Genomic DNA, 15,418 nt, shown 5'->3' with positions numbered 1-15,418 from the left:
CCGGGTGTGGGTTCGGGTTCGGGGCCGGGGTCGCGGCGTGAGTTGTTGGCGATGTTGGTGGCTGCTGATCCGGATTTGCGGGTGTATGCGGGGTTGTTGGGGGATCCGGGGGCGTTGCCGGGGAAGTTGCGGGCGTATGCGGGGAAGCCGAAGAAGGATCTGCGGTTGGCTAACGCCGGGGTCACGTCGTTCATGTGGTTGAACACGATCTTGGGTGGCCGGGTTGATCAGTTGGCGTTGACGGGTAGGTACGGGCCGGAAGTGTTGCTGGGTTTGTATGAGTTGCTGCTTCGTCAGCCCCGGCGGGGTGACCGGGCGCCCAAGATCGCGTTGTTGGTGGCCGAGTTGCTGGATGTGCGGCCTGATCAGGGTTCGTCGAACTCGTGGAACCCGGGGGTCTGGTTTGCTGGTTCGTGGAACCCGCGGGACTGGTTTGGTCGTTCGTGGAACCCGCGGGACTGGTTTGCTCGCTGGAGTGGGAAGGGTCTGCCGGCGACCCGCGGCGAGAAAACCGCGCCGGAGAACCTCGAGGAGAAGGCTGCGGCGGAGGTCGTTGACGAGAAGACGCGCTCGAACGATCCCGACGACCGGGATGACTCCGGCGAGCGGGCTCTACTCGCTGAGGAGTCCGATGCGGCTTCGATCGTCTCGGCTCTCTCCGATGGGTCCGACTGGACCGATAGGACCTCCCCCGCAGAGGTCGAGCGCGACGGTGCGGGCCGGGTGCGGGAGATCCACCTCGAATCCGGCGATCCCATGACACCCGGCAAGGCCCCTGGTACGGGGCGGCCGGTGGATGTCGACGCGATCGAACCGGCGCCCCCGCTGCCGGCAGGGTTGCGACCGGTTCGCGAAGGGGATCTGTCTTCGCCGGCGGCGGGGGAGGGTCTGACGTCATCTGCGGGAGTGCGGGCGCGGAGTCGTCGGATGGGGGAGTTGAAGTCGCTGGAGGGCATCGTGGAGGCGGCGGACATTGTTCCGTATCCGCCGGGGATGCCGTCGGAGACCGTGGTGGGAGCGCGGCGTGCGCAGAAGCTGCTCCGCCAGGTCAACAGGCTTAGCGATGAGGGAAACAGGAACGATAGTCCGGTTTTTGTGGCGTTGAGCCGTTTGGTGGCCTACGAAGCGGAATGGGTCGAGGAGGCCGCCGAGGGAGCTAGGAGGGAGCGCCGTAACTGGGAGCTCATGGAGTATGCCCGCGACCTCAGCATCATCACCGGCACCTTGCGGGAGGTGTGGAGCATCCAATCCAGGCTCCCCGGTGGGGCTGGACCAGCACAGCCCTCCGACGCGAATTCCACCCAGGTGCCCTTCGGTGAGCGGGATCGGCTTTCCAGGTTGAGGGGCGACGACGAGGTGCCGTCTGCGAGCCGAAGGCCTGACGGTGGTGTTGTCTCGGCGGAGGATGCTGTCGCTGCCTCCGTGACGGACAGACCGCAGGACGAAGGTGCAGCCGTCGAGCGGACCGTGCCGTCTCGCACGGTGGATGATTTTGAGGCTCGGTGGGCCGGCTATTTGGCCGCCAATGGGGAGTTCGGTGATCAAGTTGGATTGCGGGCGGCGGCGGCCGTGCAGCGGTGGATGGGTGAGCGTCCGGAGGGGGTTGCCGGTCGGGGGCCGTCGGTCGACGAGCAAGAGCGTCTGTGGGATTCGATCACCCGTGCGGTGAGGCTGGAGATCTCGCGCCGTGCCGAATTCAACGGCTTGATCAATGCGCTTCGTAATGACTTTGCTGAGCGGACCGATACCGCGATGAAGCTGTGGGCGTATCGGATCGGCGAGGCTGCGAATCGGGTGGAGCAGTGGGAGGCGTCCGCTGACCCGGCGTCGGTAAGGATCGTCCACGGAGTGGCGACGGCGATGCTGGATCCGATGCCGCAGGCGGAGCCGGGCACGGTGGATAACGGCGTGCACGACGCAATTCTCTTAGTGCTGACCGAACTGCTGACGGATGGTCGCGATATCGCGGAGTTGATGAATGCGCTTTATGCCGACTTTGTGACACTGCTTGATATTCCATCAACAGATCCTTCGTGGCTGCGTAGTCGGGCGAAGACCGCTTCGTGGTTCGATCCCGAGCCGGTTCCCTTGCGACGTGACCAGTGGGAGAAACTGCGGCCGGCTAAGCCGGACTTCTCGGTTCAGTCCGAATTGCGGGAAGTGGCGGGTTACAGCACCCCAAGGTCTATCGTAGGAACCGAGCAGTTGGTGCGATACGACGTGCGGCGGATCAAGGTGGAGGGGCGCTGGGTTCAGGAGTACACCCTCAAATTTTTCCTGGAAACCGACTCGCTTATGGGGTTCATCGATCGCGCGACGGTCGTTGAGAAGTTACGCGCCGCGGCTGGTCGGTATTTCAACCAGGGTTACCGGTTTCCGTCGGGCGAGCAGTTCCATGTGCGGGTCGAGTTCCCGGACGATCCGGAAAATGTGCACCAGGGGATCTCCCAGGACAGCAGCATCCTCATGGATTCCGATGCGGAGCTCGCCCGGATCTTGGGGCTTTACCTGGGAATTCTGGATGAAACCCCGCAACAGCGTTGGCCCGGGTACGATGACCGGGGTGTGTTCCATCGGGACGACATGCCGGTGTCCAAGAACCAGCGGATCGCGATACCGCGCCGGAACCGGGTGTATGGCGACGAAAGCGTTATGTGGTCGGGTAGTCGTGGTGGTCGGCTGTTGCCGCGGCATCTGGCGCAGCTGGAAGAGAGCACGCGCGCATACGGTTTCCGCCCGGGGGCGGCGGACGCGGGTTCGCCGACGCTTGCCGCCATCCGGCCGGAGGATTTCGGGTCGGTGGCGCAGTGGCGGGCTTCAACGTTGGACACGCTGTTGTCGCAGAAGGACATTGATGTCGACTCGGTAATGGATGCATTGCGCTCGGTGCGGGGAAAGCGGGTCGCAGTCGAGGGACTATACCGGGAGTTCCAGGAGCATACCGGCCGGGAGCTGGATTCGGTGTTGGCCGATGTCCTAGGCGGGGAGGATGCCGCGTATGCGGCACAGTTGTTGGGAATGCGGCCTGATTCCCTTGACACCGGTGACCCCGAGCCGCCATTTACCTCGGTGCCGCCGGGACTCGGCTACACGCCGCACCTCCGGCGGGATGTGTTCGAGTACGCGGCTGCGGTTCGTGGGCACGTGTCCACAGGATTGGGGGCGTCCGATCCTGTGGTGCGGAAGCAGTCTTTCGAGGCCGCGATGCGCCTGATGAGTGTGCTGGACCGTGAGCTACGCAAGATTTGGGCGGTGCAATTGGCTTACAATACCCAGTTCGGCTCGGACTTGCGAACAGACTTGATCCAGCTGCGGAGTGATTATCACGAAGCGATCGGGAACGTCTTGGGTGACGTCATTTCGCAGCCCACTTCGATGGAGCAGATAATCGAGTGGCACCGGAAGCTGAAGAGCACCACATTTGAAAACTATTCCCTTGGTAAGACGCCTGTGCGTTATGATCACCCCGAAGAGGGCTGCTGGCTCCGAGCGCATGCCTGGGTGATGGACCTGGTGCGAATGGGCGCCTCTCCGATGAAGATCTTCGTTGTCCGCGACGACCCCATGCTGAGCTTTTATTCCCCATATGCAGAAGGTGCGTCGCCGGGCATTCCCGCGAAAGTGGAATATTACTATCACGTCGCGCCGATGGTCACGGAGCATACCAATTCCGGGCCGAGGTTTTGGGTGCTGGACTGGGCCATCAGTGCCAACAGCGACGATCACGATGCGCATCCGCTGACGATCGAGGAGTGGCTCCGTCAGATGGGTGTCAACGCCCATGACGAGCCCGTTACGTACTATACCGGTACGGCCGAACAGATACAGCAGCAGTACACCGACGACTGCAGAATCTGGCCGTCGCGCACATATGACAACGGGCAGGAGTTTCCCCAAGGTCGGGCTATCGTCTTGCTCGCGCCCGCGCACGCTTGGCCTCCGCATCCAGAGACACCAATCCCGAGAGATCTTTTTCAGGCCGATCTCTGGTTTCGGGATGACGAAAGCCACCTCATCTCGATGAACCGCACGGCCGAGCGGCGTGCCGGGCAGCGCCTGGAGGAGGCGCCGGGTGTGATCGCGGAGGTACTGGGTGCTGAGGGGCAGTTGCTTCGGCGGTCGGGTCCGGAATTGCGTGGTGGTTCTTCTGGTGTGAGTTTGCCGAGGGATGCGCCGGATGCGGTTGTTGAGTTGGCGGGGTTGGTTGGGCGTATGGAGGGGCATCTGGCGGCGTTGCCGGCGGATTTCCGTCCGGATGTGCGTGCCGGGGTCGTGAAAGCGAGGGCGATGGCGGAGCAGGGGGGCTGGACCCGGGCGGACCTGGACTGGATTGACCTTCAGCTGCCGAAGATGCGGAAGGCCGAGAAGTTGGTGCATGCGCATCGGGAGCGTAAGGCTGCGGAGCGGCGGGCTGAGGTGTTGTTTGGGGGAGGGACTTCGTTTGCCGGTGGGTCTTCTGCCGTGAGTTTGTCGGGGATATCCGAGCAGGTGTTGGGTTCGGACGTAGCGGATGGTGGGAGGCCGGTTCTGACGGCTGCGACGGTGCCTCCCGGGATGGCGGCTCCGGTCGAGGGGGGCGCTGGCTTCGGTGGGGCGGCGAAGCAGGCGGTGACCGTCGGCGGTGTGTCGGAACCGGACACGATGCCCGCGCGGACCCACCCGAACCCGGATGAGGAGTTCCGCTCGTCGCGGCCGGCGGACGACCGGGCGGAGACCACCGCCGGGGAAACCGCCGAGCGGAGCGGGGAAACCGAGCAAGCGGCAGGCCCCCGAGAGGCCGCCTACTACAACGCCCGCTGGGCCGGTGGGAAGGAACCCGGGGTCGAAGACCGCGCCTGGCAGCACACCCAGGTGCGGCAGGCGTCGTGGTTCGACCCGCTGCCGAACCCGCTGAAGCCCGGCGCGTGGGAACACTTGCGGAATACGATTCCGGATGGCTCGGTGGACCTCGTGACCAGAGATGTCCGGATGTCCAGCCGTCCCGACAAATTGGTGACTGGAAAGGGCTTCGTCAGCTACGACTGGCGGCGCTTCGAGGTGGCGCCGGGTCGTGGGGTGCAGGAGTTCACGTTCAAGGCGCACCTGAACCCTGACGTGTTCCTGGCGCCGTTCTGGAAGAGGGCCGAGCGTGAACTGCAGCTTGCCGAGGAAGCAGAGCACGCCGCCGACAATGCGGAGCTCGCCGTCCGACGACTCGAACAGCGACTGGATTCGTCGCCGGGTAACGCCGCCGTGCTTGCCCGTGCGCAGGCCAACGCCGATGCCGCTCGGCAGCGGGCCGACGCGCAGCGGGACAAGGCGCACGAGGCTGACATGGAGCTGGTGCAGCGGCAGCGCCTGATTGACGACCTGAAGCGGCGCGCCGCCGATTCGGTGGATGAGCGGTTCAACCGGGGCTACCGGATGGCCCATTCCGGCGACCAGTTCCACTTCCGGCTGGAGTTCGTTGACGACCCGGCGGAGGCTCATCGGTCGATCTTTCTCCACACCGACCCGAACGCGGGTACCAACCAGCTCATTTGGAACCCGTACACGTCCGGCTCGACGTTCGCCCACGAGCTCGGGCACTACCTCGGTCTGCCCGATGAGTACTTCGATCCGGGGACCTACACGCTCGGACGTCGGCAGAACTCGGACGGTGTGTCGCTGCCGGAGTACACGGTCCGGACATACCTGGACACGGACGAGTATCTGAGTCCGCTGCGGGAGGAGGCGAGTGCCGACGAGCGGTGGGCCGCAGAAGCGGAGACGGACGCGGCACGCGAACCTCACGATGCCGCGTTGCGAGACGAGGCGCAGTGGCTGCGGGCGAAGGCGGACGAGTCGAAGCAGCGGCTCGCGGACGCTCAGCGGGAGGTCGATGAGCTAAAGGACCGCGCGATCAGCGGGGTCACGGAGTTGTTCCGGCCCGAGCGGATGCACCCGGACGCGCGGTACTTCGTCAAGCTGGAGTTCAGCGACAACCGGGCCGAGTCGCAATTCCTCGTTGACCTCCGGCAGTCTGCCGACAAGGATCCGAGGGTCTGGGGCCTTCGGTCCAGCGGGTATGGCCTCGCCGCCAGGGTCGGTCTCCACCTGGGGCTGGAGCCCGATTTCATCCGGCGGTTGCGCAGGGACCAGGTTGGCGACCTCCAGGAGCGCCCGAAGGACGATAACCGGCTGGTGTTCAACAGGGCCGATCCGCCAATGCCCACTGACACCGCCACGGGCCGGCCGCACCGCCCGCAGAACTCCTACATACCCGATGACGGGTTGATGACCGGCAAGCAGCGGGCGTTCCTGCCACGGAACCTGTGGCGGACCGAGGAAGTGGCGATTTCGCAGGGACTGCGTCCGGATGTGATGGTGCCGGGCCCGCAGCGCCGGGCGCGGACGTTGGATCACCTGCTGTCGCGGGACTCCGTCGACGAGAACGCCGTGCTGCGTGAGCTGGCCGCGCTGCGCGGGGATCCGGCCTCCGTCCAGGAGGTGCGGGCCGCGTTCCTGGCCAATACCGGGGACACACTGGACGTGGTCCTGCGCACCGTGCTTGGCGAGGACGGTCACCAACGCGCCGTGCAGCACCTGGAGTCGCGCGGCTCGGACGACTCGGACGACCCGGCAGCCTTGGCGGCCGACGCGGGGAACTACCGGGCATCCGCTGCTGGTGGGTCTCCCGCCAGGCGTTTGTCGGGGGGTGCGTCGGCTGGGGTTGTTAGGCCGGATTTGGTTGTTGATTTGGCGGGGTTGGTTGGGCGTATGGAGGGGCATTTGGCGGCGTTCCCGGCGGATTTCCGTCCGGATGTGCGTGCTCAGGTCGGGATAGCGAGGGCGATGGTGCAGCAGGAAGGCTGGACTCCGGCTGATCTGCGCTGGATTTCCTCGCATCTGAAGGGGGTGCGGGCGGCCGAGCAGTGGTTGCGGGAGGCGGCCGAGCTGGCGGAATTGGCGTCTGGTGGGGGAGGGTCTTCGTTTGCTGGTGGGTCTGCTGCCGGGAGTTTGTCGGGGGGTGTGCCGGCTGGGGTTGTTAAGCCGGCTGTGGTTGTTGAGTCGGGGATTATGATGTCGTCCGATTTGGACGAGAATGTTCGTGCTGTAGCGCGTGGTTTTCCGGTTGAGGATGGCCGGTTGGCGGTGGTGATGAAAGGCAATGGGCACGGTGGAGTGCTTATCGGCGGCGAGAGTGCGGATGCCCGGCAGTTAGCTGATTTGATTCGAGCGGGAATGGGCGGGCGGCGGTCGATCCGGCTGTATGCCGGTGAGGTCTCGGAGCAGTTCGCGCGGGAGTTGGATGGGGCGTTGGATGCTGAGGTCATCTGGACACCGGACATGGTATTCGGTCCGGAGACCAATGGGTTTGGCACCTGGAATACGACTCGGTCTGAGCAGGTGTTGGGTTCGGGCGCAGCGGAGATTCCGGCGAGGAATACGGCGGTTGTTAGGCCGCCTGTGATTGTTGAGTTGGCGGGGTTGGTCGGGCTTATGGAGGAGCATTTGGCGGCGTTGCCGGCGGATTTCCGTCCAGATGTGCATGCTCAGGTCGCGGTTGCGAGGCAGTGGGCGCAGTTGGGGCGCTGGACTCCTGAGGACCTGCACAGGATCGGGTTGAACCTGGAGCAGGCGCGGGCGGCCGAGCAGTGGTTGCGGAATGTTCGGCCAGAGGAGATTCCGGCGGGGATTATGGTGTCACCGTCCGATTTGGACGAGGACACTCGTGCTGCAGCGCGTGGTTTGCCGGTTGAGGATGGCCGGTTGGCGGTGGTGGTGAAAGGCGATGGGCGCGGTGGAGTGCTTATCGGCGGCGAGAGTGCGGATGCCCGGCAGCTGGCTGATTTGATTCGGTCGAGAATGGGCGGGCGGCGGTCGATCCGGCTGTATGCCTGTGGGGTCTCGGAGGAGTTCGCGCGGGAGTTGGATGGGGCGTTGGATGCTGAGGCGATCTGGACGCGGGGCATCGTGTGGTTCGGTCCGGCGACCATGCCGTTTGCCTCCATGGTTGGTGGCTGGTATTTGGACGAGCACTCCAAGATGCGTCCTAACTATTCGCAGGGCAGCTGGGAGACGACCCGGAAGGGCGAGTGGCAACCAGGACAGGCCCCCGCTGACGTTTCCTTGCCGCCGGGCCAGAACGGGCTGAGTCCTAACTGGGTGCACCTGCGCACGGAGTCGGCGCGGTTCCGCACGGAGCTGCGGCCCGACCTGGCATCGCTGCGGAATTCCGACCACATCGGGAAAGTGGCCCGAGCGCGCAGCCAGATCACGGCTGCTGATGACCAACTCACCCAGATCTACAACATGGTGGATGCGCCCGCGCCGGAGGCGCCGCCCACCACCGTCACGGCCGCCGACTCCGCCGAGACCGACGCGTTGCTCAAGACGGCGACCGACGAGACCACCTCGGCCGCGGCGAGTGTCGAGCGTGCTCGGCAGCAAGCCGAGAAGTTGACGGCGGCGCAGCAAGACCTGACGGCGGCCAGGCAGCGGCAGGACGAATTGCGCGCGGAACTCGATGCGGCTCGGCAGAACTTGATTCAGAAACGGCGCGGATTTTTAAGGGTGTCCCGCGAGCGGGCGCAGCTACTGCGAAACCAGCACGAGAACCAGGGACCTGTGCCGGATGCGCTGCTGCTTGCCCAGCGCGCCGACGCGGAGGCGCGCGCGGAGGCGCGCGTGGAGACCGCTGCCGCAGAGTTCACCGCTGTGCGGGAGCGGATTGAGCAACTGGCCACGGCGGATCAAGAAGCGAGCGAACGCACCGCCGAGGCAATTGCCCGGGCCGAAAACGAGCGTGGCGCCACTGCGGAAGCGGCCAAGACCGCCACCAAGGCCGTGACCCAAGCCCGTATCGCGGCAGACCGTGCCGACGTGACGGTCCGGCAGGTCGACCTGCCGCCCTACGCCGCCGACGGTGCGATGGGCAGCGGGAAGATCTGGCAGACCGGCAATATCGACCCCGAGGACGTTCTTACCGCCCTACCGGAAGATTTGCGGGAACCCGCCCGAGCCGCGATCGAGGAGCTGTTCTCCGACGCCAAGCTCACGCGAACCCTGCGGCGTCTTGCCGACGAAGGCATCCGGATCGAGGTCGGCTCCCGCGAGTTGCACCTGAAGTTCGAACGCACCGCGTCGACGCCCGTGCGCCTGCCGCAGGCCGACGGAGTCATCGAGTATGGCATTCGCTACGCCGACGCGGGCCTGACTGTCGGGCAGGAACAGAGCCCCCAGTTCGGCATGCTCGGTGTCGTGCCCAACATGGTCGGCGCGGCGGCCAAGGGCGCGGTTCGCAACGTAATCTTCAACCCCTCCGTGCGGCCCTCAATGGGGAAGAGCGAGCAGCGCAGCCTCGTATCGGCAACGGAATTTTCGCGCGGGCTGAGCAGCCGGGTTCCCGAGCGTAATTTCGTCGTCGACGGTCGGTTCGTCATCGACGTGCGGGAAGGAGAGAACCCGCCGGAGACGTACCGGACCGACGAGATCACCGATGTGGCACTGATCTGCTACGACGGGGAGGATGTGCCACCCGCCACCACCGAGCCCGGCCCGGACGATCCAGTGCTGCCCCTTCCGGCCTCAGCCCTGCACGAGGTGTTCGCCGTGCCACAAGCGGCCGCCATGCGGCGAATTCGTCAGCAGGTTCTCGCCAAGTTGCCACTGTCGGAAGTAGGCGTCGGTGTCCGTGATTCGGTGTCGCGGGAGTTGGCCGAAGACAAGGCGATCGTGAAGTTCGAGGAGATCACCGGTGGCGGTTACCGGCCAAGCCCGTTGCGGTTGCCGGGCGCGAAGCTGAACACGCTGTCGCTGGAGGTGTCCGCGGAGCTGCGCTCGGTGCGGCGGGTTGACAGCCGCGCCGTTCCGGCCGTGAATTTGGGGCAGAATGCCGGTAGCGAAACGAAATTTGACACCAGCGAGGCGCAGTCTGCGAACGCCGAAGCCTCGGTGACGGTGGGGCCTGGATTCGTCGCCGATGTCAACGAGAAACGACGCGGCCTCGGCTCCTACACCACGATCACACCCTTCACGGTGTCCGGTTCGGCGGGATCGGGCGAGTCGCTGACGCAGGTTCTGGGCATCAGCGCCGGGAAGAAGAGCGTCACCAGCATCGAGAGCGATGCCGTCCTGGTGGAGGCGACGCTGGATGTGCGGGTTGAGCGGTACTCCACGAATCCGACTCTGGAAGGCTCGGATACCGGTGCGGAGAAAGTGTTCCTGTGGATGTCTGCGGACGACTTCGCCCGGCTCGAGGAGATTTCCGCGGCACACTCCGCCCGGCAGATCGCCGAGGAGCAAGACGCGCCGCACGAAAGTCCGACGGTGCCGGATGGACTACGGCACCGCCAGAACTTCCGTGACCTGGTCGAAAGAGTGCGTCCGGACATTCCCCGAACGCTGGTCGAAACCTCGGACGGAAGAGTTGACGCCCGGCTGGAGAACGAAACCGCCGAGCAACTCGTACTGTCGATCCTGGCCGACTACAGCAAGCGTCCGGAGATCACGATTCCCGCGGGCGAGCCCCGGCAGCCCGACATGCTCGCGGCCGGCAAGAGCACCGGTGGCGGTGTGGTGGACCGGGCGCCGGGAATCGAACGGGTGCTTCCGGAAGTGCGCCGATTGCTGCGCGAGTCGGCGGGGAACGAGCTCGCGTCGCTGACCCACGACAAGCGGGCGCTCGTCGAGACGCAGTTGTCCTCGGCTTTCGGCGCGTCCGCGCTGTTCGGCTTGTTCAACGGAGAGTTGCGCGATGTCACCAAGACGATCCGGGTCGGTGATCAGCTGGTGACGATCAAGGTCAAGCCGGAACTGGGTGCGCTGATCGGCACCGGCAAGGTCGAGAAGGCCACCGTGGACTTCACCGCGAAGAACGCCATCCGCGGCGAGATCAAGGCGAAAGCCGGCACGCAGCAGCGGATCGGCGTCGAGTCGGGGGCCGTGATCGGCACCAAGCGCAAGGATTTCTGGCGCAACATAGGCTTCCTCTTCGGCGCGTCAGCCCAGTTCTCACACGGGTACAGCAGCACCGCCGCGCAGAGTTACAAGGTCAACCGACGCGCGAAGTACAAAGGGCCCGCAGTCACCTTCGACCGGCAGGTGACCTGGTCGATCTCCGTTTCGACGAAGGCCGCCACCCCGGAGACCGAGCAGCCGGAGTCGCAGACCGAGCAGACCGAGCCGGCTGAGGCACAGAACGTGCAGCCAGACCCGTGGTACCGCTGGCTAGGCCTGTTCCGCGGGCAGGCAAACCGGTCTGATGCGCCGAACAACGGCGACATCGAGCTCACCACTCTGTCCGACAACTCCTCGACATCCGACAGTGACACGGACAGTGTCCGGAGTTCCGGCGGTGCCTCGACGTCCAGCAGCGCCACGACGACCGGCCGTTCCACGATCGATGGCTGGACGCGCGTGCTGGTTCCGGAGCCACTGGCACCCACCACTGCGCAAGGTGATCTGACGAACCTCGGTACGGTCATCCGAGACTTCGACTACGCCAACCAGGACGACAACCCGTTCCAGGTGAACGTCGAATTCCTCATGCCACAGGGCGTGGCAACACCGTCCACGGTGCTCAGCGAGCCCATCGAAGACATCCTGCACAACCTTGCGCGCTCGAAACAACACGACGCAACACCGGACCCAGAGGACCCGCTGGCAGCGCCCCTCGACCAGCTGCTGGCACCCGGCGGGCTGCCCATCACCGGCGGCCGGGTGCGGCTGCGGCTGTTCGACGCCCATCCGATCGACACCGTTTCGGACAAGCTCAGTCTGGAAGGGGTCGCCGAGGGCGGGCTGAAGCTCGACGGTCAGGAAACGAGAGGAATAGGCGGCGAGGGACGTTTCCGCGTCCCCACGCTGATGCAGTTCGGGAGCAAATCCGGCAAACGAGCCCACGTGGCCCCGTCGTTCACCGGCCGAGGAACCTTCAGTCAGGAGAAGGGAACCACCTACGGTCTTGGCACCGCACGCCGACGGACCGGCAAGACACGCGGAGCGACCCACCTTTACCGGGCGCATGCCGTGTTCGAGATCACCAGCTACGGGGAATCGGACGCGGCCGCGGAAACCGAGCAGATCGCGGTCAACGGCGGCGTCGAATTCCTGCTCGCGGACGCCGTCGCGCAGCGACTGCACACCAACCCCGCTCGGGAACCGGACGCGGAGGGACAGCCACCGCAGACCCGGCACCTCGACCTGCCCGCCGGGGTGGCGGCGAAGCCGAAACCGGCGACCGAGGTGCGCTATCCTCCGGAGTTCGTACTTTCCGGCGCTGCGCTCGGCCCGACCATCGTCACCGAGATCTCCAATGCGCACGAGGTCGCCCCGCTGATCAAGAGCATGATCTCCGACCATGCTCCCGGTTTCGGTACGGGTCGCTGGCTGGAGGTGCCGACCGGGATCGGCGGGTCTGTGGAAAAACTGGCGTCGTCGACCGCACTGGGTGCTCGGTTCGGCCAGGCGACGACATCCGGGACGTCGTTGCTGGCCGCCCGGCCGTATATGGGCGGCACCGAGACGATCGAGTTCGTCGTTCGCGCACGGTACGCGCCGGACGCTCAGGCCACGCCGAACACGGAGATCAAATCCGACACGTTCTTCCAGAACACCGAGAAACGGGCGCAAACCGAATCCCGGTCGAGCGGTGGTGGCCTTTTTGGAAGTGTTCTCGTAGCGCGCAGCTTCAACGGCAAACTGCGCCGGGCGGGCGCGCACCCGGACGCGGGCTACGGCAAGGAATGGTCACGAAGCCAACGCGACACCGACAGCGATGCGTTCAAGCGGCGGGTGACTGCGGGGGACGAGACCTCCTACTCCTACACCTGGCCGACCTGGTTCCAGGTCGAGATGTATCGGTCGTGGACTCCGAACGCGGTGCTGAACAACCTGCTGCTGACCGCGCCGAGGCGGGGTGTCGAAATGTGGTCGGCGATGCGGGACGACACCCGCACACCGGAGCAACGGCGGTTCACCAGCGATGGCACGGCCCTGTTCACCATCCCGGGGGGCCTGACCACGACCACGCCGCCGGCGCCGCGCCCGGTGCGGATCAGCGGCCGGCCCGTGCCCGTCGGAGGCGCGGTGGAGCTGGGATCGCTACCGCAGGATCTGAGTGGGATGGACGTGATCCCGCTGGCACTGCCCGGAAGCGAGCGACTGTTCCCGTGGCTGGCTGCGGTGCTGGCGCATACAACGCAGCAGCCGACCAACGACGCCGATCCGGCGAGTTCGGAACCGTCGATGCAGGCGCCCACCGGCGGCGGCTGGGTCCGTCCGGCCACCCTGCCGGCGCAACTGCTGTGGCAGCTCGGTGGAGAAGAAGGCTTGACCGCGATGACGCAGGAACTGCTGGACGGCCCGGTGTCCTTCCCCGCCATGGTCGAGACCGGAATGGTCTGGGACGACGAGCACGGTCTCGCGGTGCGCCTGCGGTTCGCCGAGGTCGAGTACGTCAACTCCTTCACCGCGACCGGCGGGCTGACCCACGAGCAGAAAACCGAGCAGGAAGTCACCCAAACGGACACCAGCAACATCAGCGCGACTTTGCCCGGTCTGGCCATGGTGCAGGGCAGCGATTCCAAGGCAAAGAGCGGTAAATCCGGCAACCCGGCCGGGGACATGCTCCTTCCCGGCGAGAGCAGCACGCTCGACCCGTCGGGCGGGGTGTCGGGCAGCAGGTCGAAGCCGCGCGTCCAGGTTTCCACCCGCGGCAATGCCCAAGAGGTCACCGCCGAGATGGAGGGCACCTACCACGTCTACCGGGCGGGCAAGGCGATCTACACGCTCACCGATCAGACCGAGCACCGTACTCTCTTTGTCGCCCTGCCGGGAAAACCAGCCGAAGTCGAGGTGACCATCGACAACGGCGGGTACTTCGCCGTGGAGTCCGCCCAGGCGGCGGCGAACAACCTGCCCGGACCGCCGCCTGAGCCGTCCCCGCCGGCCAGAGCGCCGGCCCCGGCACCGGCCGCACTGCCGGACGTCTGGACACCCAACGCCGACGACCAGGACGCGGCGGCGCTGCTGCCCAAGGTCGGCGGCCACCTGGTGGTCGGGATTACCGCATCCGGTGACAACCTCACGGTGCCCGAGCTGGCCGCGCGAATCGAGCAGCTGCCTGGCTGGGCCAGGCGGCCGATCGTGCTGGTGGGAACTGACGGATCGCTCGACCTGGCCGGTGCGGCTGAGCTGCGTGACATCCTCGGTGTCGACGTGATCGCGGCCGACCAGGAGGTGTGGCATGCCGCCGATGGCCGAGTTGTCACCGGCGATTTGTCGTTCGTCCGCAGCGGGTTGCCGACGTGGAGCGAATGGGCCGAAGCAAGACTCGGCGGCGAGGTCCGGTCCGCGACAGCAGGGCACTGGTACCTGTTGTCGGCCGCGGGCGGCATGCGGCAGCTTCCTGGTGCGGATCTTGTTTCAGCGATGGCAAGCTCCGGCTCTTCGGTGCAGGCGGGGACCGCGCCAAGATTCGACTTCCGTTGGGGTGTGCGCAGCGCGCCGGTGAGTCTTCCGATCCATGGGGCGACCGAAGCCGCCGAATACAGCGGATGGACCCGGTCGCCGCATCACGCCGCCGCTGTCCCCGAAGGCAGTCGGCCGCTGCTGGTGCTCGGGCACGACGGCACGGTCATCCCCAATGCCGAGGTCACCGAGCTGCGAAGTACCGGCGCGGATGTGTTGGCACGGGTAAACCGAGGCCGGGGGCCGAAGTGGATGCTGCACCGGGCGGACGGAAGCCAGCCGCGGCCAGTCGAGCCGCCCACCGAACTGACCCGTTCACCACGACCGGAACCGCTGCTGTTCCGGGGGCCCGGCGATTCCACCGAGACGATCGAGCAGGCCGGGGAGTCGGCACCCGTTTTGCCGGACGGCACCCAGATCGTCGGTGTGCACGTGACGCCCGACGGGCGGGCGGTGTTGCCCGACGGCCGGAAGGTGACGCCCGAAGCCTTCGCCGACGAGGTGCGAAAAGACCGGCGTTTCGTCCCGGGACCGGCAGTCGCGTTGCTGGGGTGCGGCGCGCATCGGCGACTAGGGCGGGGCGAATTGACGTTCGCGGAGCGCTTCGCCCGCGCGTTGCACATGCGAGTGTGGACAGCGAGGGTCGATGTGGTTCAAACCGCGGACGAGCTCGTTCATGCTACGAAGGTCTCGGTCGCCGAGGACGGCAAGGTGTTGCCGAAGTTCGTCGACGGGCTGGGCACCGGGCACTGGTACCTGCTGGGCTCCGAGGGCCAACAGCTGTGGAGGTCAGGGCCGGAATTGCGTGCCGCGGTGAACGGCTCGGCGCCGCCGCGTTACGTCAACGAAGCACCACCCGCGGTGATCAGGTGGACGGGTCGGCAGGAGCGGGTCAGCGCGAGAGTTGAGACTACAGAGATCGGGAAAGGCAGCCGAGCAGTATTTTCGGAAACATCAGCACCGGATGACGAGTGAAGCGTGACCG

General features: G+C 65.9%; 2 protein-coding genes. One reads left to right on the top strand and one right to left on the bottom strand.

Going from position 1 to position 15,418, the window contains the following annotated elements:
* Positions 1–194 (bottom strand): hypothetical protein (locus tag BLW84_RS48665; RefSeq protein ID WP_218157659.1); only part of this gene is annotated, 194 nt, incomplete at its 3' end.
* Between the two features lie 4 nt (positions 195–198).
* Here BLW84_RS48665 and BLW84_RS39910 point away from each other — a divergent pair.
* Positions 199–15,408, top strand: coding sequence for a protein-glutamine glutaminase family protein (locus BLW84_RS39910; RefSeq protein ID WP_218157658.1), 15,210 nt, complete (start codon positions 199–201; stop codon positions 15,406–15,408).
* Positions 15,409–15,418: the final 10 nt, after the last annotated feature.

The sequence above is a fragment of the Saccharopolyspora shandongensis genome (genome assembly GCF_900106995.1).
Taxonomy (GTDB): domain Bacteria; phylum Actinomycetota; class Actinomycetes; order Mycobacteriales; family Pseudonocardiaceae; genus Saccharopolyspora; species Saccharopolyspora shandongensis.
The sequence above is the reverse complement of the archived record's forward strand: the minus strand, read 5'-3'. Positions and strand labels throughout refer to the sequence as shown.